This is a genomic window from Isoptericola sp. NPDC056573 (assembly GCF_042793335.1).
GTDB lineage: Bacteria > Actinomycetota > Actinomycetes > Actinomycetales > Cellulomonadaceae > Isoptericola.
On sequence record NZ_JBHTUY010000005.1, the window covers coordinates 104,877 to 121,446 of the forward strand.

The 16,570-nt window shown below is 70.7% G+C and carries 28 protein-coding genes; 2 read left to right on the top strand and 26 right to left on the bottom strand.

Features of this window, described 5'->3' with window-relative positions; all coding sequences use genetic code 11:
* Positions 1 to 23 precede the first annotated feature (23 nt).
* The gene (gene rplM / locus ACFQ8E_RS10345) at positions 24 to 473 is read right to left on the bottom strand and encodes a 50S ribosomal protein L13 (protein ID WP_429764738.1); all 450 of its coding nucleotides are present in this window, start codon (positions 471 to 473) and stop codon (positions 24 to 26) included.
* 244 nt (positions 474 to 717) lie between these two features.
* Positions 718 to 1,317, bottom strand: a complete 600-nt coding sequence (locus ACFQ8E_RS10350; RefSeq protein WP_430550484.1) for a DUF937 domain-containing protein — start codon at positions 1,315 to 1,317, stop codon at positions 718 to 720.
* A gap of 136 nt (positions 1,318 to 1,453) precedes the next feature.
* Between ACFQ8E_RS10350 and ACFQ8E_RS10355 the strand changes: the two genes are divergently transcribed.
* Positions 1,454 to 1,867: a DUF5709 domain-containing protein gene (locus ACFQ8E_RS10355; RefSeq protein WP_430550485.1), complete on the top strand. Its 414-nt coding sequence runs from the start codon at positions 1,454 to 1,456 to the stop codon at positions 1,865 to 1,867.
* A 32-nt stretch (positions 1,868 to 1,899) separates the two neighbouring features.
* Here ACFQ8E_RS10355 and truA read toward each other — a convergent pair whose 3' ends face one another.
* Positions 1,900 to 2,802, bottom strand: coding sequence for a tRNA pseudouridine(38-40) synthase TruA (gene truA, locus ACFQ8E_RS10360; RefSeq protein WP_430550486.1), 903 nt, complete (start codon positions 2,800 to 2,802; stop codon positions 1,900 to 1,902).
* Positions 2,803 to 2,832: 30 nt separating this feature from the next.
* Here truA and ACFQ8E_RS10365 point away from each other — a divergent pair, with 30 nt between their 5' ends.
* Positions 2,833 to 3,663 (top strand): ROK family protein, encoded by an 831-nt coding sequence (locus tag ACFQ8E_RS10365; protein WP_430550487.1) that lies wholly within the window; start codon positions 2,833 to 2,835, stop codon positions 3,661 to 3,663.
* Between the two features lie 19 nt (positions 3,664 to 3,682).
* Here ACFQ8E_RS10365 and ACFQ8E_RS10370 read toward each other — a convergent pair whose 3' ends face one another.
* The 23 genes from ACFQ8E_RS10370 to rplP all read right to left on the bottom strand — a co-directional run bounded on the left by ACFQ8E_RS10370 (position 3,683) and on the right by rplP (position 16,567).
* Complete coding sequence (locus ACFQ8E_RS10370) at positions 3,683 to 4,471, bottom strand: alpha/beta fold hydrolase (protein WP_430550488.1); 789 nt, start codon at positions 4,469 to 4,471, stop codon at positions 3,683 to 3,685.
* A gap of 83 nt (positions 4,472 to 4,554) precedes the next feature.
* Positions 4,555 to 5,112, bottom strand: coding sequence for a 50S ribosomal protein L17 (rplQ, locus tag ACFQ8E_RS10375; RefSeq protein ID WP_430550489.1), 558 nt, complete (start codon positions 5,110 to 5,112; stop codon positions 4,555 to 4,557).
* Positions 5,113 to 5,188: 76 nt separating this feature from the next.
* The gene (locus tag ACFQ8E_RS10380; RefSeq protein WP_429727860.1) at positions 5,189 to 6,205 is read right to left on the bottom strand and encodes a DNA-directed RNA polymerase subunit alpha; all 1,017 of its coding nucleotides are present in this window, start codon (positions 6,203 to 6,205) and stop codon (positions 5,189 to 5,191) included.
* 161 nt (positions 6,206 to 6,366) lie between these two features.
* Positions 6,367 to 6,771, bottom strand: a complete 405-nt coding sequence (rpsK, locus tag ACFQ8E_RS10385; protein ID WP_380321664.1) for a 30S ribosomal protein S11 — start codon at positions 6,769 to 6,771, stop codon at positions 6,367 to 6,369.
* A 74-nt stretch (positions 6,772 to 6,845) separates the two neighbouring features.
* Entirely contained in the window at positions 6,846 to 7,220 is a 375-nt protein-coding gene (gene rpsM / locus ACFQ8E_RS10390; RefSeq protein WP_430550490.1) for a 30S ribosomal protein S13, read from the bottom strand.
* Between the two features lie 194 nt (positions 7,221 to 7,414).
* A complete protein-coding gene (rpmJ, locus tag ACFQ8E_RS10395) occupies positions 7,415 to 7,528 on the bottom strand; it encodes a 50S ribosomal protein L36 (protein WP_009740505.1) in 114 nt (37 codons plus the stop codon).
* 70 nt (positions 7,529 to 7,598) lie between these two features.
* Entirely contained in the window at positions 7,599 to 7,820 is a 222-nt protein-coding gene (infA, locus tag ACFQ8E_RS10400) for a translation initiation factor IF-1 (RefSeq protein ID WP_012867920.1), read from the bottom strand.
* Between the two features lie 240 nt (positions 7,821 to 8,060).
* Positions 8,061 to 8,945, bottom strand: a complete 885-nt coding sequence (gene map, locus ACFQ8E_RS10405) for a type I methionyl aminopeptidase (protein ID WP_430550491.1) — start codon at positions 8,943 to 8,945, stop codon at positions 8,061 to 8,063.
* Between the two features lie 13 nt (positions 8,946 to 8,958).
* Complete coding sequence (locus ACFQ8E_RS10410) at positions 8,959 to 9,516, bottom strand: adenylate kinase (RefSeq protein WP_430550765.1); 558 nt, start codon at positions 9,514 to 9,516, stop codon at positions 8,959 to 8,961.
* Between the two features lie 101 nt (positions 9,517 to 9,617).
* Positions 9,618 to 10,916 carry a preprotein translocase subunit SecY gene (secY, locus tag ACFQ8E_RS10415; protein ID WP_430550492.1) on the bottom strand — a complete coding sequence of 433 codons (1,299 nt, stop codon included), beginning with the start codon at positions 10,914 to 10,916 and terminating at the stop codon, positions 9,618 to 9,620.
* Positions 10,917 to 11,220: 304 nt separating this feature from the next.
* Positions 11,221 to 11,685, bottom strand: a complete 465-nt coding sequence (gene rplO / locus ACFQ8E_RS10420; protein ID WP_430550493.1) for a 50S ribosomal protein L15 — start codon at positions 11,683 to 11,685, stop codon at positions 11,221 to 11,223.
* A gap of 2 nt (positions 11,686 to 11,687) precedes the next feature.
* Positions 11,688 to 11,870: a 50S ribosomal protein L30 gene (gene rpmD / locus ACFQ8E_RS10425; RefSeq protein WP_079573239.1), complete on the bottom strand. Its 183-nt coding sequence runs from the start codon at positions 11,868 to 11,870 to the stop codon at positions 11,688 to 11,690.
* Entirely contained in the window at positions 11,870 to 12,547 is a 678-nt protein-coding gene (gene rpsE, locus ACFQ8E_RS10430; RefSeq protein WP_079572450.1) for a 30S ribosomal protein S5, read from the bottom strand. The genes rpmD and rpsE overlap by 1 nt, the downstream gene beginning before the upstream one ends.
* A gap of 43 nt (positions 12,548 to 12,590) precedes the next feature.
* Positions 12,591 to 12,962 carry a 50S ribosomal protein L18 gene (gene rplR / locus ACFQ8E_RS10435; RefSeq protein WP_429727854.1) on the bottom strand — a complete coding sequence of 124 codons (372 nt, stop codon included), beginning with the start codon at positions 12,960 to 12,962 and terminating at the stop codon, positions 12,591 to 12,593.
* Complete coding sequence (rplF, locus tag ACFQ8E_RS10440) at positions 12,962 to 13,498, bottom strand: 50S ribosomal protein L6 (protein WP_430550494.1); 537 nt, start codon at positions 13,496 to 13,498, stop codon at positions 12,962 to 12,964. Before rplF ends, rplR begins: the two co-directional genes overlap by 1 nt.
* Positions 13,499 to 13,518: 20 nt before the next feature.
* Positions 13,519 to 13,917 (bottom strand): 30S ribosomal protein S8, encoded by a 399-nt coding sequence (gene rpsH / locus ACFQ8E_RS10445; protein ID WP_430550495.1) that lies wholly within the window; start codon positions 13,915 to 13,917, stop codon positions 13,519 to 13,521.
* A 73-nt stretch (positions 13,918 to 13,990) separates the two neighbouring features.
* Positions 13,991 to 14,176, bottom strand: coding sequence for a type Z 30S ribosomal protein S14 (locus ACFQ8E_RS10450; RefSeq protein WP_430550496.1), 186 nt, complete (start codon positions 14,174 to 14,176; stop codon positions 13,991 to 13,993).
* A gap of 1 nt (position 14,177) precedes the next feature.
* A complete protein-coding gene (gene rplE / locus ACFQ8E_RS10455; RefSeq protein ID WP_430550497.1) occupies positions 14,178 to 14,753 on the bottom strand; it encodes a 50S ribosomal protein L5 in 576 nt (191 codons plus the stop codon).
* Positions 14,753 to 15,094: a 50S ribosomal protein L24 gene (gene rplX, locus ACFQ8E_RS10460; RefSeq protein ID WP_430550498.1), complete on the bottom strand. Its 342-nt coding sequence runs from the start codon at positions 15,092 to 15,094 to the stop codon at positions 14,753 to 14,755. The genes rplE and rplX overlap by 1 nt, the downstream gene beginning before the upstream one ends.
* A gap of 2 nt (positions 15,095 to 15,096) precedes the next feature.
* Positions 15,097 to 15,465 (bottom strand): 50S ribosomal protein L14, encoded by a 369-nt coding sequence (gene rplN, locus ACFQ8E_RS10465; RefSeq protein WP_079572436.1) that lies wholly within the window; start codon positions 15,463 to 15,465, stop codon positions 15,097 to 15,099.
* A 145-nt stretch (positions 15,466 to 15,610) separates the two neighbouring features.
* On the bottom strand, positions 15,611 to 15,901 hold the full coding sequence (gene rpsQ / locus ACFQ8E_RS10470; protein ID WP_429764762.1) for a 30S ribosomal protein S17: 291 nt from the start codon (positions 15,899 to 15,901) through the stop codon (positions 15,611 to 15,613).
* A 7-nt stretch (positions 15,902 to 15,908) separates the two neighbouring features.
* Entirely contained in the window at positions 15,909 to 16,148 is a 240-nt protein-coding gene (rpmC, locus tag ACFQ8E_RS10475) for a 50S ribosomal protein L29 (RefSeq protein WP_430550499.1), read from the bottom strand.
* Positions 16,148 to 16,567 (bottom strand): 50S ribosomal protein L16, encoded by a 420-nt coding sequence (rplP, locus tag ACFQ8E_RS10480; protein WP_380244191.1) that lies wholly within the window; start codon positions 16,565 to 16,567, stop codon positions 16,148 to 16,150. The genes rpmC and rplP overlap by 1 nt, the downstream gene beginning before the upstream one ends.
* Positions 16,568 to 16,570: the final 3 nt, after the last annotated feature.

Consider the following 16,570-nt stretch of genomic DNA (forward strand, 5'->3'; position numbering starts at 1 on the left):
TTCGCTTTGCATCCGGCAGCGGCTCAGGCCTGCTGCGAAACCTGGGTGATCTCGAACTGCTTGGGCTGCTGCGCCGCGTGCGGGTGCTCCGCGCCGCGGTAGACCTTCAGCTTGCCCAGCTGGTCGCGACCGAGGGACGTCTTCGGGAGCATGCCGCGCACGGCCTTCTCCACTGCCCGCTCGGGGTTCTTCTCGAGAAGCTCGCCGTAGTTGACCGAGCGGAGACCACCCGGGTAGCCGGAGTGGCGGTAGGCCAGCTTGGTCTCCCGCTTGTTGCCGCTCAGGGCGACCTTGTCCGCGTTGATGACGATGACGAAGTCACCGCCGTCGACGTGCGGGGCGAAGGTCGGCTTGTGCTTCCCGCGCAGGAGGGTGGCGACCTGGCTCGCCAGGCGGCCGAGGACGACGTCGGTCGCGTCGACGACGTACCAGTCGCGCTGGACGTCGCCGGGCTTGGGGGTGTAAGTACGCACGGTTGCGTCACCTTTTCGTGTTCGGTGTCGTCGGGCGAGAAGCAGCGCCCGATGAGTCAGGTGTTGTGCGCGGGTGCTCCGGTGGCGTCCTGGCCGAGGCATCGTCGGTGCGAGTGGGCGCGCTGACGACGCGGGACGCCGGAGGCATAGCACAACGACGAGCCAGTTTAGCGGTCGCCCTGCACACGGGTCAAAGCGACGCCGGCCACGCCGGCACCGGGGTCCGACGACACCGGGGACGGTCTCAGCGACGCCCGCCGCCGAGCAGCCCGCCCAGGCTGCCGAGCAGCCCGCCGACGTCGAGACCGCCGGCCGACCCGCCGCCGCCGAGCAGCCCGCCGAGGAGGTCGCCGAGGCCACCGCCGGCCGAGCCCTCGGCAGGCTCGCCCGACGCGGTCGCCTGACCGCCGCCGAGCTTCTTCGACAGGAAGGACAGCGCGAGCGGCGCGAGGATCGGGAGCAGCTTCTGCAGGACCCCCGAGTCCGTGCCCGCCGCCCCGGACAGCTGCGCGACCACCTGGTCCTTGTTCGCGCCGAACACGTGGTCCACGATCTTCTCGCCGTCCGCCGTGTCGACCTGGGCGACGTCGATCCCGCCCTCGACCAGGCCGGGGTCGTGCTGGGAGAGGGCACCCGCCAGCGACGCCGCGCCGGCCGGGTCGTCGGCGTTCGCCTTGAGGCCGCCGAAGAGCGCGGGCAGCGCCCCGCCGACGGCCCGCTGGGCCTGCTCGGCGTCGACGCCGAGCTGTCCGGCGATCTGGTCGATCGGGATCTCGGCGAGCAGGTCGTCGATGGACGCGCCCGCCGCTCCACCGGACGCTGCACCGGGCATGGAAGCAGGCATGGAGGGCTCCTCGTCGTGCCGCGCCCGTCGGGCGCACCTGCCGGTCACGCTAACGGGCGCGGGCGGCCTCGCAACCGCACGGTCCGGCCCGGCCGCCCTCGTTGCAGCGGCACCGCCGCGGGTGCACCGTGGTGACATGACCCAGGAGACACCCGGCACCTCCCCGGACCCCGAGACCGGCGCCGAGGGCGACGAGGACCAGCTGCCCCAGGAGGACACGCTCCTCGATCCCGACCTCGACGACGTCCTCGACGAGGGCTACTCCCCGCTGGAGCGGTCGCGGTCGAACCACTGGGGCGAGACGGCGTGGGAGGAGTCCGCCGGCGAGCCCCTGGACCAGCGCCTCGCCGAGGAGCAGCCGGACGTCTGGGAACGCGACCCGCTGGATCGCCCGGACACGACCCGTGCCGGTCGGCTCGCGGAGGACCCCTTCGCCGACCCCGGGGAGGACGGCGACCGCGAGAACGACGTCTACGGCGAGGACGCCGGCATCGACGGCGCGGGTGCCAGCGCCGAGGAGGCCGCCGTCCACTGGGTGGAGGAACCGTAGCGTCGACGAGCCGCCGCCGGGACCCTTCGGGCTCAGCCGGCGTCGACCTCGCCCGGGTCCCGCCGGGCGCGGACGCGCTCGGCGCGCGCGGCGAGCTCGTCGTCGTCCGGGTAGGCGACCCGCTCGAGAGTCAGCCCCCGGGCCGCGACGACGCCGGACGCCGCGGAGCGGGACCGCCCCGCCAGCACCGCGGCGGGCTCGTCCGGGCCGCGGCGCCCCTCCCCCACGGCCAGCGACATGCCGACCAGCGCGCGCACCATCGAGTGGCAGAACGCGTCGGCCTGCACGGTCGCGACGACGAGCCCGGCGTCCGGCCCGTCCGCGGGGCGGTCCCACGACAGGTGCGTGAGCTCGCGGATGGTCGTGGCGCCCTCGCGGGGCTTGCAGAAGGCCGCGAAGTCGTGCAGCCCGACCAACGGCTGCATCGCCCGGTGCATCGCCTCGACGTCGAGCGGGCGGCGGTGCCAGAGCACCCAGTCACGACGCAGCGGGTCGCGCAGGTCCGGGCGGTCGGCCACCCGGTAGGCGTAGCGGCGGTGCAGCGCGGAGAACCGCGCGTCGAACCCCGCCGGTGCCACCGCGGCCCGGTGCACGACGACGTCGGGCGGCAGGACGCCGGCCAGCCGGTCGGCGAGGGCGACGCCGGGCTCCCGGTCGGACCGCCCGGGCATCTCCGCCCAGCGCTCGCGCGACACGTCGACGTGCGCCACCTGGCCGCGGGCGTGCACCCCCGCGTCCGTCCTCCCCGCCACCGTCAGCCGCGGGCGGGGCAGGCCGAGGGGTCCGGTCCGCAGCACGGTCGCGAGGGCGTCCTCCAGCACCCCCTGCACGGTGCGCAGCCGCGGCTGGGTGGCCCAGCCCGCGAAGTGGGTGCCGTCGTAGGCGAGGTCGAGCCGCACCCGGAGGGCGTCGGCGGGAGGTGTCGGCGTGCTCACGGACCCATTGTGGCCGGATGATGTCCCGTGATGGTCGACCCAGGCGCCACGGCGCGCACCCCCGAACCCGGCCCCGGCGGCGGTACCTCCCGAGCGCCCGCGCCCTCCGACGTGCTCACCCTCGCCGTCGACTGCGGCGGCGGGGGCATCAAGGCGGCGGTGCTGGACTCCGCGGGCACCGCGCACGCGTCGCCGGTGCGCGTCCCCACCCCCTACCCGCTGCCCCCGAGCCTGCTCCTGGACACCGTGGCAGGCATCGCGGAGCGTCTCCCCGCCGCGCACCGGGTCACCCTCGGGATGCCGGGCATGATCCGCCACGGCGTGGTCGTCCACACCCCGCACTACGTCACCCGCTCGGGCCCCCGCTCGCGGGTGCTGCCCGAGCTCGTGGAGGCGTGGGCCAGCTTCGACGTCCGCGGCGCGCTCGCCCGACGGCTCGGCGTGCCGGCCCTCGTGCTCAACGATGCCGAGGTGCACGGCGCCGGCGTCGTCGCGGGCTCCGGGGTCGAGCTGGTGCTCACCCTCGGCACCGGGTTGGGGTCGGCGCTGTTCGACGGCGGTCTGCTCGCCCCGCACCTGGAGTGGTCGCACGCCCCCGTGCGCCGCGGCGCGACGTACGACCAGTACGTCGGCGAGCCGGAGCGACGGCGGCTGGGCGACGGGCTGTGGTCGCGGCGGGTCGTCGCGACGGTCGACGGGCTGCGCCCGGTGTTCCGCTGGGACCGCTTGTACCTGGGCGGCGGCAACTCCCGCCGCATCACGCCGGCCGCCCTCGACCGCCTGGGCGATGACGTCGTGGTCGTCCCCAACTCCGCCGCGCTCGTCGGGGGTGCGCGGGCGTGGGACCTGACGCTCACCTGACCGGCACCGGCGGTCCCGCTCAGACGACGGGTGCCGCGTTGCGGTCCACCTCCGCCGCGGCCACGACCGCCTCGGCCTCGAGGAGGGCCCGGGTGAAGGCGACCGGGGCGTCGAGGCTGACGAGGTGGCGGGCGTGCGGCACCACGACCAGCCGGGCCGGCGCGCCGCCGGCCCGGGCCGCGGCGACGAACGCGCGCTCCTGCCCGCGGAAGTGGTCGTAGCGCCCGTTGACGAACCACACGGGGCTGCTCGCGGCCGCGAGGGCACCGAGCGTGTCGGTCGGGCCCAGCTCCCGCAGCACCTCGGTCATGGCGCGCAGGGCATACCCGCCGGCCCCCAGGTCCTCCGCCCCTTCGCCGTCGAGGGCGAGGCGGACGAACGTGTCGTTCAGCCGGGCGCCGTGGTCGGGCCAGCCCTCGATCCACCGGGCGAGCGACAGCCACGCCGGGCGCAGCGACGACGACGACACCGTGCAGCAGGACGCGGCGACGAGGCCGGCGCACTGCCCGGGACGGCGCGCGCGGTGCTCGATGGCGACGTAGCCGCCGAGGGACAGGCCCGCCACGATGGCGCGCCCGCCCAGCGCGTCGACGTCGCGGCGCACCGCCTCCACCGCGCCGTCGAGGGTGAACGGCTCGCCCCGGCGCGTGCCGTGGCCCGGCAGGTCCGTCGCGACGGCGGGGACCCCGGCGCGCCCCAGCGCCTCGAGCTGGCGCCGCCACATGGTCGCGGACGTGCGGGAGCCGTGCACGAGCACCACCGGCACGGGCGGTAGCGAGCGGGACGGCGTCTCGGGGCGGGCGACCATGATCCCCAGCCTAGGAACGACGAGGCCCCGCGCCACCTCTCGGGTGGCGCGGGGCCTCGTCGTGATCGCGGGGACGCGGGAGGTCAGGCCTCCTTGGTCTCCTCGGCCTTCTCGTCAGCCTTGTCCTCGGCGGGGGCCTCGGCCGGAGCCTCGGTGGCCTCCTCGGTCGCCTCGACGGCGGCCTCGTCCTTGGCGGGCTTCTCGTCCTCGGCCTTGGCGGCCTTCGTCGACGCCTTCTCAGTGGCCTTCGTGGCCTCCTTGACGACAGCCTGCTTCGGGCTCACCGGCTCGGTGACGAGCTCGATGACCGCCATGGGCGCGTTGTCGCCCTTGCGGTTGCCGATCTTGGTGATGCGCGTGTAGCCACCGTTGCGCTCGGCCATGGCCGGGGCGATCTCGGTGAACAGCGTGTGCACCACGGACTTGTCGCGGACGACGGTCAGCACCCGGCGACGGGCGTGCAGGTCGCCGCGCTTCGCGAAGGTGATGAGGCGCTCGGCCAGGGGGCGCAGGCGCTTGGCCTTCGTCTCCGTGGTCGTGATGCGGCCGTGCTCGAAGAGCGACGTCGACAGGTTCGCGAGGATCAGGCGCTCGTGAGCCGGGCTGCCACCGAGCCGCGGACCCTTGGTGGGGGTAGGCATTTCTGGTTCTCCTTGAGGGTGGTTCCGCACCGCGCGGCCCGGTCAGGTCGAGCGGGCTGCTGCGGGCGCGGAGACGTCAGTACGACTGCTCGTCCGAGTACGTGGCCTCGTCGTCCCCACCGCTGAAGTACGCGGAGCTGGACGGGTCGAAGTCGAGGGGCGAGTCCTTCAGCGAGAGGCCCAGCTCGGCGAGCTTCTCCTTGACCTCGTTGATGGACTTCGCACCGAAGTTGCGGATGTCGAGCAGGTCGGCCTCGCTGCGAGCCACGAGCTCACCCACCTGGTGGATGCCCTCGCGCTTGAGGCAGTTGTACGAGCGGATCGTGAGGTTGAGCTCCTCGATCGGCAGCGCCAGGTCCGCGGCCAGCGCGGAGTCCGTCGGCGACGGGCCGATCTCGATGCCCTCGGCCTCGACGTTCAGCTCGCGGGCGAGACCGAACAGCTCGACGAGCGTCTTGCCGGCCGAGGCGAGCGCGTCGCGCGGGGCGATCGCGGCCTTCGTCTCGACGTCGACGATCAGCTTGTCGAAGTCCGTGCGCTGCTCGACACGCGTGGCCTCGACCTTGTAAGTGACCTTGAGGACCGGCGAGTAGATCGAGTCGACGGGGATCCGACCGATCTCGGCCTCGTCGTTCTTGTTCTGCGCCGCGGACACGTAGCCACGACCGCGCTCGACGGTGAGCTCGATCTCGAGCTTGCCCTTGTCGTTGAGCGTGGCGACGTGCAGGTCCGGGTTGTGCACCTCGACGCCCGCCGGCGGCACGATGTCCGCGGCGGTGACCACGCCCGCACCCGTCTTGCGCAGGTACATCACGACGGGCTCGTCGTTCTCCGAGGAGACGACGAGGTTCTTGATGTTGAGGATGATCTCGGTGACGTCCTCCTTCACACCCGGCACGGTGGAGAACTCGTGGAGCACTCCGTCGATGCGGATGGAGGTGACGGCCGCGCCCGGGATGGACGACAGGAGGGTCCGGCGCAGGGAGTTGCCGAGCGTGTAGCCGAAGCCAGGCTCGAGCGGCTCGATGGAGAAGCGCGAACGGTACTCCGAGATGACCTCTTCGGTCAGGGAGGGGCGCTGTGCGATCAGCACGGTCAGGTCCTTTCAGTGTGCGTCCGCCATATGACGCATCACGGATCCGCGAGTACTCGCGGCCCCGGGCGGGACTCGGTCCACCCGCCCGGGCAGGCTGCGGCGTCGTGCGGGCCCGGGGCCGATCCCTCGGCCCCGGGGCCCCGACGACGTCGGGAGGGTCAGACGCGGCGGCGCTTCGGGGGACGGCAGCCGTTGTGCGCCTGGGGCGTCACGTCCTGGATCGAGCCGACCTCGAGGCCGGTCGCCTGCAGGGAGCGGATCGCGGTCTCACGACCGGAACCCGGGCCCTTGACGAAGACGTCGACCTTCTTGACACCGTGCTCCTGGGCGCGGCGGGCGGCCGACTCGGCGGCGAGCTGCGCGGCGTACGGCGTGGACTTGCGGGAGCCCTTGAAGCCGACGTGGCCGGCGGACGCCCACGAGATCACGGCGCCCGACGGGTCGGTGATCGAGACGATCGTGTTGTTGAAGGTGCTCTTGATGTGAGCCTGGCCGAGCGGGACGTTCTTCTTGTCCTTGCGACGCGGCTTGCGCGCGGCCGTGGCACGAGTCTTGGGAGGCATGTGTTCTCTGATCTCCTGGTCTGATCGGACCGGGGCGGTTCAGCTCGGGGAGCCGACCACGCCACGGACTGCTCTCAGCGGGCCTTCTTCTTGCCCGCGACGGTGCGCTTCGGGCCCTTGCGGGTGCGCGCGTTGGTCTTGGTGCGCTGACCGCGCACCGGGAGGCCGCGGCGGTGACGCAGGCCCTGGTAGGTGCCGATCTCGACCTTGCGGCGGATGTCGGCAGCGACCTCGCGGCGCAGGTCGCCCTCGAGCTGGAAGTTGCCCTCCAGGAAGTCGCGGAGAGCGACGAGCTGGTCGTCGCCGAGGTCCTTGACCCGCAGGTCCGGGCTGATCCCGGTCGCGGCCAGCGTCTGCTGGGCGCGGGTACGGCCGACGCCGTAGATGTACGTGAGCGCAACCTCGAGCCGCTTGTCGCGGGGGAGGTCGACGCCGATCAGACGTGCCATGTGCCTTCCGGCTCCTGTACTTCTTCCAGAGGTCTGCCGCACCGCCTCCCGCGATGACCGCGGGCCCCGGCCCCTGGACCGGAGGTTCCCCTCGCCCGTCCCCCCGGGAGCTTGCGCTCCGGCAGGACGGGTCGAGGTTCGTGGTGGTGCGCTGTGTCCGACGGCGAGCGAGTGCCGTCAGGCGGTGGCTGCGATCAGCCCTGGCGCTGCTTGTGGCGCAGGTTCTCGCAGATCACCATGACGCGACCGTGCCGGCGGATCACCTTGCACTTGTCGCAGATCTTCTTGACGCTCGGCTTGACCTTCATCAGTGTTCCTCCGCCGCCGTACGCACGCCGGCGGGTGCCGGCGCCACGACGGCGCTCGATGGGGTGGTGGTTACTTGTAGCGGTAGACGATCCGACCGCGGGACAGGTCGTACGGGCTGAGCTCGACCACGACACGGTCCTCCGGGAGGATCCGGATGTAGTGCTGACGCATCTTGCCCGAGATGTGCGCGAGGACCTTGTGTCCGTTCGCCAGCTCCACACGGAACATCGCGTTCGGCAGGGCCTCGACCACGCTGCCCTCGATCTCGATGACGCCGTCCTTCTTTGCCATGTCCTCCGCTAACTCTCGTCTGTCCCCGGGCGCCCGTCAGCAACGTGACGGAGGTCCGGATGTCGTGCGTGCCGCCTGCTCACCCTCGTCCCGACCGGCCGACGTGACGTCGAACCGGTGCTGGTCCGCAGCGCCACCATCTCGCGCGTGCATCTCGAGGAACTGCCGAACGGACTACACCCGACAGACCATCGTACTCCATCGCACCAGCAGCTGCGAACGTGAACAGATGGTCGTCGGTCACACGTCGAGGGGCACGGGCACGACCTCGAACGGGGCGAGACCGGCGCGTCCGCCGTCGGCGGCCGTCAGCACGCTGATGCCGTCCTCGAGGAGGGCCACGGAGTGCTCCCAGTGGGCGGCGCGCGAGCCGTCCTGCGTCACGACCGTCCAGTCGTCGGCGAGGACCCGGGTCGCCCCGCTCCCCCGCGTGACCATCGGCTCGACGGCGAGGCACATGCCCGGCCGCAGCCGGGGGCCGCGGTCCGAGGTGCGGAAGTTCACGACGTCGGGCGGCTGGTGCATCGCCGTGCCGATGCCGTGGCCCACGTAGTCCTCGACGATCCCGTACTCGACGCCCGAGACGCCCCCGGCCAGCTCGACGGCGGCCTCGACCGCGGTCCCGACGTCGCCCAGCCGCTTGCCGCCGGCCAGTGCGGCGATCCCCGCCCACATGGCCGTCCGCGTCGCACGGACGAGGTCGAGGTCCGCCGCGTCGACACCGTCGACCGCCGCCGTCTCCTCGACGTCGAGCGCGCCGTCCGGCCCCAGCACGAGGCTGATCGCCGAGTCGCCGTGCCAGCCGTCCACGATCGCGCCGCAGTCGACCGACACGACGTCGCCGACCTCGAGCACGCGACCACCGGGGATGCCGTGGATGACCTCCTCCGAGACGGAGACGCAGATCGTCGCGGGGTACCCCTCGTAGCCGAGGAACGACGGCGTCGCCCCGGCGTCCGCGATGACCCGCGCCGCGACCGCGTCGAGGTCCGCCGTCGTCAGGCCCGGGCGGGCCGCGGCACGCACCGCGTCGAGCGCCGACGCGACGACCAGGCCGGCACGCCGCATGACGCGCACCTGGTCGGGCGTCTTGAGCTCGATGCGCTCGCGCGAACCGAAGATCATGGCGTCAGGGACCTCAGCCGAGCTCGGCGGCCAGCGCCTGGACGATGCGCTCGGTGACCTCGGAGACGTCGCCGATGCCGTCCACCTTCGCGAGGATGCCCCGCTCGGAGTAGGCGGCGGTCAGGGGCGCGGTCTGCTCGTCGTAGATGTCGAGCCGGCGCGCGATCGCCTCCGGGGTGTCGTCCTCGCGACCCTCGATCTCGGCGCGCTTGGCGATCCGCGACAGGAGCTCCTCGCGGGCGGCGGTGAGCTCGATGACGCCGTCCAGCTCCCAGCCGAGATCGGCCAGGATGCCGTCCAGCGCCTCGACCTGGTGCGCGTTGCGCGGGTAGCCGTCGAGCAGGAAGCCGGACTTCACGTCGTCCTCGCCGAGGCGCGAGCGCACCATCTGGTCGGTGACCTCGTCCGGGACGAGCTCACCCTTGGCGCTGTACTCCTGCGCGAGCTTCCCGAGCTCCGTGCCGCCCTTGATGTTGGCGCGGAAGATGTCGCCCGTCGAGATGGCGGGGATGCTGAAGAGCTCGGCGAGGCGCGCGGCCTGCGTGCCCTTGCCCGCACCCTGCGGCCCCATGATCACCAGGCGCGTCACCCGCGCCTCGGCGCTGGGGGCGCCGTGGAGCTCGCGGCGGGTGGTCGGCGTGGCAGCGGTGCTGCCGCCTTCGGTCGTCTCGGTCAACGGAGGAACCCTTCGTAATGACGCTGCTGGAGCTGGGAGTCGATCTGCTTCACGGTCTCGAGCCCGACGCCCACGATGATGAGGATCGACGTGCCGCCGAACGGGATGTTCGTGGTGACTCCCAGCACCACGAGCACGATCGTGGGGATGAGGGCCACGATGGCCAGGTAGATCGAGCCCGCGGACGTGATGCGGGTGATCACGTAGTCGAGGTACTCGGCCGTGGGCCTTCCCGCGCGGATGCCGGGGATGAAGCCGCCGTACTTCTTCATGTTGTCCGCGACCTCGTCCGGGTTGAACGTGATCGACGTGTAGAAGAACGCGAAGAAGATGACCATCAGCACGTACAGCACGATGTACAGCGGGTCGGACTGCTGGACCAGGTTCTCCGAGATCCACAGCACCCAGCCCGCGGTCGGCTCGCCGAACTGGGCGATCAGCCCGGGGATGGCCAGGATCGACGCCGCGAAGATGACCGGGATGACGCCGGCCATGTTGATCTTGATCGGGATGTAGGTGCTGGTCCCGCCGTACATGCGGCGGCCCACCATGCGCTTCGCGTACTGCACCGGGATGCGGCGCTGGGACTGCTCGACGAAGACGACCAGCCCGACGACGAGCACGATGACCAGGATCATCACGATGAAGTTCAGGGGGCCGTTCGAACCGCCGGCGATCGACCAGAGGGCCGACGGGAAGCTCGCCGCGATCGACGTGAAGATCAGCAGGGACATGCCGTTGCCGACGCCGCGCTCGGTGATCATCTCGCCGAGCCACATGACCAGGCCGGTACCGGCCGTCATGGTGACGACCATCAGCGTGGCGGTCATGAAGCTGTCGTCCGTGATCACGTCGACGGGGCAGCCCTGGAAGAGCATCCCCGTGCGCGCGGTCGTGATGATCGTCGTCGACTGCAGGATCGCCAGGGCGATCGTCAGGTAGCGCGTGTACTGCGTCAGCTTCGCCTGCCCCGACTGGCCCTCCTTGTGCAGGGCCTCGAACCGAGGGATGACGACGCGCAGCAGCTGCACGATGATGCTCGCGGTGATGTACGGCATGATGCCGAGCGCGAAGATCGACAGCTGCAGCAGCGCGCCACCGCTGAAGACGTTCACGAGGCCGAGCAGCGAGGTGCTGCCCTCGAGGGCCGCGACGCACTGCTGGACGTTGCCGTAGTCGACGCCGGGTGTGGGCACGAGCGACCCCACCCGGAAGAGCGCCATGATCGCGATCGTGAACAGCAGCTTGCGCCGCAGGTCCGGTGTCCGGAAAGCCCGGCCGAATGCGCTGAGCACCTATCCTCCTGGCCCGCCGCGGCGGGTTGTCGTGTCGCCGGGGATCGGCGAGGTGTGGCGCGAGCTCCCGGCACCGCGGCCCGTGGGCCACGCCGCCGTCACGCCGACTCGGTCAAGGTCCGACCGGGGAGAACCCGGCCTCGCCGTCACCCGGATCAGGTGCGTGGCGCGGACCGTGACGGATTCTACGTGGCCGGGACCAGTGATCCAGACCACACGCCGTCGCGGAGAGCTGGCCCGCGCCAGCACGCCGGGAGCACACAGGGCCGGCAGCGCGTGTGCGCCGCCGGCCCTGATGCGGATGTCAGTCCTCGGAGACCGTGCCGCCGGCCGCCAGGATCTTGTCCTTGGCGGAGCCGGAGACGCGGTCGACCGTGACGTCCAGCTTGACGGTGATCTCGCCGTTGCCGAGCACCTTCACCGGCTGGCCCTTGCGGACCGCGCCCTTGGCGACGAGGCCCTCGACGGTGACGGAGCCACCCTCGGGGTACAGCGCGGCGAGCTTGTCCAGGTTGACGACCTGGTACTCGACGCGGAACGGGTTCTTGAACCCGCGCAGCTTCGGGAGGCGCATGTGCAGAGGCATCTGCCCACCCTCGAAGCCGGCGGGAACCTGGTAGCGAGCCTTCGTGCCCTTGGTACCGCGACCCGCCGTCTTGCCCTTCGACGCCTCGCCACGACCCACACGGGTCTTGGCGGTCTTGGCGCCGGGGGCCGGACGCAGGTGGTGGACCTTGAGCGGCTGCGACTTCTCGGTGTTGTCGGCCATGATCACTCGACCTCCTCGACGGTGACGAGGTGCGCCACCGTGGTGACCATGCCACGGATCTCCGGACGGTCCTCCTTCACGGCGGTGTCGCCGATCCGCTTGAGGCCGAGGGTCCGCAGCGTGTCACGCTGGTTCTGCTTGCCGCCGATGGCGGACTTGACCTGGGTGACCTTCAGTCGAGGCATCACGCACCCACCTTCTCGCCGGCCTTCTCCGCCTTGGCGGCAAGTCCGGCAGCCTGCGCACGCAGGAGCGCGGCCGGAGCCACGTCCTCGAGCGGCAGGCCACGGCGGGCGGCCACGGCCGCCGGCTCCTCGAGGCCCTTGAGGGCCGCGACGGTCGCGTGCACGATGTTGATCGAGTTGGACGAGCCGAGCGACTTGCTCAGCACGTCGTGGATGCCGGCGCACTCCAGCACGGCGCGCACCGGACCACCGGCGATCACACCGGTACCCGGCGAGGCCGGACGCAGGAACACGACGCCGGCGGCCTCCTCACCCTGGATGGGGTGAGGGATGGTGCCCTGGATGCGCGGGACGCGGAAGAAGTTCTTCTTCGCCTCCTCGACACCCTTGGCGATCGCCGCGGGCACCTCCTTGGCCTTGCCGTAGCCGACACCGACGGTGCCGTCGCCGTCGCCCACCACGACCAGCGCGGTGAAGCTGAAGCGACGACCGCCCTTGACGACCTTCGAGACGCGGTTGATCGTCACCACGCGCTCGACGAAGGCGTTCTTGTCGGCCTGGTCGCGGCCACCGCCACGGCGGTCGTCACGACGACCGCCACCGCCGCCGCGGCGGCCGTCGGTCTTGTTGGACTCGTTGGCGCCCTGGGGGGCGCCGGTGCGCTGCCCTGCAGCCATCAGAGGATCCTCATCTTCCGTGCGAACTCGCGGACGTCGGCCATCACAGCTCCAGCCCCGCTTCCCGGGCGCCGTCGGCGACCGCAGCCACCCGACCGTGGTACTTGTTGCCACCGCGGTCGAAGACCACGGTCTCGACGCCGGCGGCCTTGGCACGCGCGGCGACGAGCTCGCCGACCTTGCGGGCCTTGGCCGTCTTGTCGCCGTCGAGGGCGCGCAGGTCGGCCTCGAGGGTCGAGGCGGAAGCGACGGTCTTGCCGACCGTGTCGTCCACGACCTGCGCCACCATGTGGCGCGACGAACGGGTCACGACGAGGCGCGGACGCGCCGCGGTGCCCTTGATCTTCTTGCGCAGGCGCAGGTGACGGCGCTGACGAGCGACGGCCTTGCCCTTGCCCAGAACCTTGAGAGCCATCACTTACCAGCCTTTCCGACCTTGCGGCGGACGACCTCGCCGGCGTATCGCACGCCCTTGCCCTTGTAGGGCTCGGGCTTGCGGATCTTGCGGATGTTCGCTGCGACCTCGCCGACCTGCTGCTTGTCGATGCCCGCGACCGAGAACTTGGTCGGGCTCTCCACCGCGAAGGTGATTCCCTCGGGCGCCGTGACGACGACCGGGTGCGAGAAGCCGAGAGCGAACTCCAGGCTCTGTCCCTTGGCCGCGACGCGGTACCCGGTACCGACGATCTCGAGCTTCTTCTCGTAGCCCTGGGTCACACCGGTGACGATGTTGGCCAGGAGGGTGCGGGTGAGGCCGTGCAGCGCACGGGACTCACGCTCGTCGTCCGGGCGCGACACCACGAGGGTGGCGTCGTCCTGGGCGACCGTGATGGGGGCGGGCACCGCGTGCTCCAGGGTCCCCTTGGGGCCCTTGACGGTCACGAGCGCACCGCTGATGGTGACGTCCACACCGGCCGGGACCGGAACGGGAAGCTTGCCGATTCGAGACATGGCGATTTCTCCTTTCCGGATTACCAGACGTAGGCGAGGACTTCGCCGCCGACGCCCTTGGCCTGGGCCTGACGGTCCGTCAGCAGGCCGGAGGACGTGGACAGGATGGCCACGCCGAGGCCGCCGAGGACCTGGGGCAGGTTGGTGGACTTCGCGTAGACGCGGAGGCCGGGCTTCGAGACGCGGCGGATGCCGGTGAGGGCACGCTCGCGGCTCGGGCCGTACTTGAGGGACAGGGTGAGGGACTTGCCGACCTTCGCGTCCTCGACGCTCCAGCCGGTGATGTACCCCTGCGCCTGCAGGATCTCCGCGATGTTCGACTTCAGCTTCGAGTGCGGCATGGTGACCGTCTCGTGGTGCGCCGAGTTCGCGTTACGCAGACGCGTGAGCATGTCTGCGATGGGGTCTGTCATGGTCATTGGGCTCCAGCCCTTCCTCGCCGGGGTATCCGGGTAGTGCTTGCGCACCGCCCGGACCTGCGGCGTAGTGGTTTTACCAGCTGCTCTTGTTGACGCCGGGGAGCTCGCCGCGGTGGGCCATCTCCCGCAGGCAGATCCGGCACAGGCCGAACTTGCGGTAGACCGAGTGCGGACGGCCGCACCGCTGGCACCGGGTGTAGGCGCGGACCGCGAACTTCGGCTTGGCGGCCGCCTTGTTGATCAGGGCCTTCTTCGCCATGTCAGTTCTGCTCCTTGAAGGGGAAGCCGAGACGGCGCAGCAGGGAGCGGCCCTCGTCATCGGTCGTCGCCGTGGTCACGACCGTGATGTCCATGCCGCGGACGCGGTCGATCTTGTCCTGGTCGATCTCGTGGAACATCGACTGCTCCGTGAGACCGAAGGTGTAGTTGCCGTGCCCGTCGAACTGCTTCGGGCTCAGACCGCGGAAGTCGCGGATACGGGGCAGCGCGATCGACAGCAGCCGGTCGAGGAACTCCCACATCCGGTCGCCGCGCAGCGTGACGTGCGCGCCGATCGGCATGCCCTCGCGCAGCTTGAACTGCGCGATCGACTTCTTGGCCCGGGTCACCTGGGGCTTCTGCCCCGTGATCGCCGTGAGGTCGCGGATCGCGCCCTCGATGAGCTTGGAGTCCTTCGCGGCGTCACCGACACCCATGTTGACGACGATCTTCGTCAGACCGGCGACCTGCTGGATGTTCTGGTGGCCGAACTCCTCGAGCAGCGCCGCGATGATGTCCTCGCGGTACTTCTGCTTGAGGCGCGGGGTGGCCGGGGCCTCGAGAGTGGTCTCGGTCATCAGATGTCCTTCCCGGAACGCTTGGCGACGCGCACGCGGACGGTGCGGGTACGGCCATCGCGCTCGACCTGCTCGGTACGGAACCCGACGCGCGTGCCCTTCTTGGACTCCGGGTCGACGATCATCACGTTCGAGACGTGGATCGACGCCTCGACGGTCTCGATGCCACCCGTGCGGGTGCCCCGAGCCGTCTGGCCGGCCTTGACGTGCTTGGTGACGCGCTGCACGCCCTCGACCACGATGCGGTCGGTGTCCTTGAGGACCTCGAGCACACGGCCCGTCTTGCCCTTGTCGCGACCGGCGATGACGATCACCTGGTCGCCCTTCTTGATCTTCGCCATGGTCAGAGCACCTCCGGCGCCAGCGAGATGATCTTCATGAACCGCTTGTCGCGCAGCTCGCGCCCGACCGGGCCGAAGATGCGGGTGCCACGGGGCTCACCGTCGTTCTTGAGGATCACGGCGGCGTTCTCGTCGAACTTGATGTAGGAACCGTCGGGACGACGGCGCTCCTTGGCGGTCCGGACGATGACGGCCTTGACCACATCGCCCTTCTTCACGTTGCCGCCGGGGATCGCGTCCTTGACGGTGGCGACGATCGTGTCGCCGATACCGGCGTAGCGACGGCCGGATCCACCGAGAACACGGATGCAGAGAATCTCCTTGGCACCCGTGTTGTCGGCGACCCGCAGTCGCGACTCCTGCTGGATCATCGATTGATCTCCTGTCGTCGAGCCGGTTCTCGTCCCAGGCTGTCCCGGGCGAGCCTTGCCGAACGGATAGTTGCTGTGGTGGCCGGGGCGGGCCGCATACGTGTGTCACGTCCCGCCCCGGCCGAAGGTCACCAGACCTTCTGGATCACTTGGCCTTCTCGAGGATCTCCGTCAGGCGCCACCGCTTGGTCGCGGACAGCGGACGGGTCTCCATGATCTCGACCAGGTCGCCGATACCGGCGGAGTTCTGCTCGTCGTGCGCCTTCACCTTGGTGGTGGTGCGCAGGACCTTGCCGTACAGGGGGTGCTTCTTGCGGTCCTCGACCTCGACGACGATGGTCTTCTCCATCTTGTCGCTGACGACGTAGCCACGACGGACCTTGCGCGTGCTGCGCTCGGTCGTCTCAGCGGCCACCGCGTTGGTGTTCTCGCTCATCGATGCCTCACTCACTCACGCTCGGGGCCGTGCGGATACCGAGCTCGCGCTCGTGCAGGACCGTGTAGATCCGCGCGATGTCGCGCTTGACGGCCTTGATCCGACCGTGGGACTCCAGCTGGCCGGTGGCCGACTGGAAACGGAGGTTGAAGAGCTCCTCCTTGGCCTTCTTCAGCTCGGCGACCAGCTTCTCGTCGTCGAACCCGTCGAGGTCAGCGGGGGTCATGCCCTTGGTTCCGACTGCCATCAGTTCGCACCACCCTCGCGCACCACGAAACGGCACTTCATCGGGAGCTTGTGGATCGCGCGGCGCATGGCCTCACGGGCCAGCTCCTCGTCGACGCCGGCCAGCTCGAAGACGATCCGGCCGGGCTTGACGTTGGCGACCCACCACTCGGGCGAGCCCTTGCCGGAACCCATGCGGGTCTCGGCGGGCTTCTTGGTCAGGGGACGGTCCGGGTAGATGTTGATCCAGACCTTGCCGCCACGCTTGATGTGGCGGGTCATCGCGATACGAGCAGCCTCGATCTGACGGTTGGTGACGTAGGCGGGCTCGAGAGCCTGGATGCCGAAGTCGCCGAACGCGATCGTGGTGCCACCCTTGGCCGCGCCGGAGCGCTTCGGGTGGTGCTGCTTGCGGTGCTTGAGCCTGCGGGGGATCAGCATGAC

What these genes read in the sequence shown, in the direction of transcription:
- ACFQ8E_RS10350 (WP_430550484.1), bottom strand. Translation starts at nt 1,317, where the DNA reads ATGCCTGCTTCCATGCCCGGTGCAGCGTCCGGTGGAGCGGCGGGCGCG.
- ACFQ8E_RS10355 (WP_430550485.1), top strand. Translation starts at nt 1,454, where the DNA reads ATGACCCAGGAGACACCCGGCACCTCCCCGGACCCCGAGACCGGCGCC.
- ACFQ8E_RS10365 (WP_430550487.1), top strand. Translation starts at nt 2,833, where the DNA reads ATGGTCGACCCAGGCGCCACGGCGCGCACCCCCGAACCCGGCCCCGGC.
- ACFQ8E_RS10370 (WP_430550488.1), bottom strand. Translation starts at nt 4,471, where the DNA reads ATGGTCGCCCGCCCCGAGACGCCGTCCCGCTCGCTACCGCCCGTGCCG.
- rplQ (WP_430550489.1), bottom strand. Translation starts at nt 5,112, where the DNA reads ATGCCTACCCCCACCAAGGGTCCGCGGCTCGGTGGCAGCCCGGCTCAC.
- rpsK (WP_380321664.1), bottom strand. Translation starts at nt 6,771, where the DNA reads ATGCCTCCCAAGACTCGTGCCACGGCCGCGCGCAAGCCGCGTCGCAAG.
- rpsM (WP_430550490.1), bottom strand. Translation starts at nt 7,220, where the DNA reads ATGGCACGTCTGATCGGCGTCGACCTCCCCCGCGACAAGCGGCTCGAG.
- rpmJ (WP_009740505.1), bottom strand. Translation starts at nt 7,528, where the DNA reads ATGAAGGTCAAGCCGAGCGTCAAGAAGATCTGCGACAAGTGCAAGGTG.
- infA (WP_012867920.1), bottom strand. Translation starts at nt 7,820, where the DNA reads ATGGCAAAGAAGGACGGCGTCATCGAGATCGAGGGCAGCGTGGTCGAG.
- map (WP_430550491.1), bottom strand. Translation starts at nt 8,945, where the DNA reads ATGATCTTCGGTTCGCGCGAGCGCATCGAGCTCAAGACGCCCGACCAG.
- ACFQ8E_RS10410 (WP_430550765.1), bottom strand. Translation starts at nt 9,516, where the DNA reads ATGGGGCCGCAGGGTGCGGGCAAGGGCACGCAGGCCGCGCGCCTCGCC.
- rplO (WP_430550493.1), bottom strand. Translation starts at nt 11,685, where the DNA reads ATGGCCGACAACACCGAGAAGTCGCAGCCGCTCAAGGTCCACCACCTG.
- rpmD (WP_079573239.1), bottom strand. Translation starts at nt 11,870, where the DNA reads ATGCCTCGACTGAAGGTCACCCAGGTCAAGTCCGCCATCGGCGGCAAG.
- rpsE (WP_079572450.1), bottom strand. Translation starts at nt 12,547, where the DNA reads ATGGCTGCAGGGCAGCGCACCGGCGCCCCCCAGGGCGCCAACGAGTCC.
- rplR (WP_429727854.1), bottom strand. Translation starts at nt 12,962, where the DNA reads ATGGCTCTCAAGGTTCTGGGCAAGGGCAAGGCCGTCGCTCGTCAGCGC.
- rplF (WP_430550494.1), bottom strand. Translation starts at nt 13,498, where the DNA reads ATGTCTCGAATCGGCAAGCTTCCCGTTCCGGTCCCGGCCGGTGTGGAC.
- rpsH (WP_430550495.1), bottom strand. Translation starts at nt 13,917, where the DNA reads ATGACCATGACAGACCCCATCGCAGACATGCTCACGCGTCTGCGTAAC.
- ACFQ8E_RS10450 (WP_430550496.1), bottom strand. Translation starts at nt 14,176, where the DNA reads ATGGCGAAGAAGGCCCTGATCAACAAGGCGGCCGCCAAGCCGAAGTTC.
- rplE (WP_430550497.1), bottom strand. Translation starts at nt 14,753, where the DNA reads ATGACCGAGACCACTCTCGAGGCCCCGGCCACCCCGCGCCTCAAGCAG.
- rplX (WP_430550498.1), bottom strand. Translation starts at nt 15,094, where the DNA reads ATGGCGAAGATCAAGAAGGGCGACCAGGTGATCGTCATCGCCGGTCGC.
- rplN (WP_079572436.1), bottom strand. Translation starts at nt 15,465, where the DNA reads ATGATCCAGCAGGAGTCGCGACTGCGGGTCGCCGACAACACGGGTGCC.
- rpsQ (WP_429764762.1), bottom strand. Translation starts at nt 15,901, where the DNA reads ATGAGCGAGAACACCAACGCGGTGGCCGCTGAGACGACCGAGCGCAGC.
- rpmC (WP_430550499.1), bottom strand. Translation starts at nt 16,148, where the DNA reads ATGGCAGTCGGAACCAAGGGCATGACCCCCGCTGACCTCGACGGGTTC.
- rplP (WP_380244191.1), bottom strand. Translation starts at nt 16,567, where the DNA reads ATGCTGATCCCCCGCAGGCTCAAGCACCGCAAGCAGCACCACCCGAAG.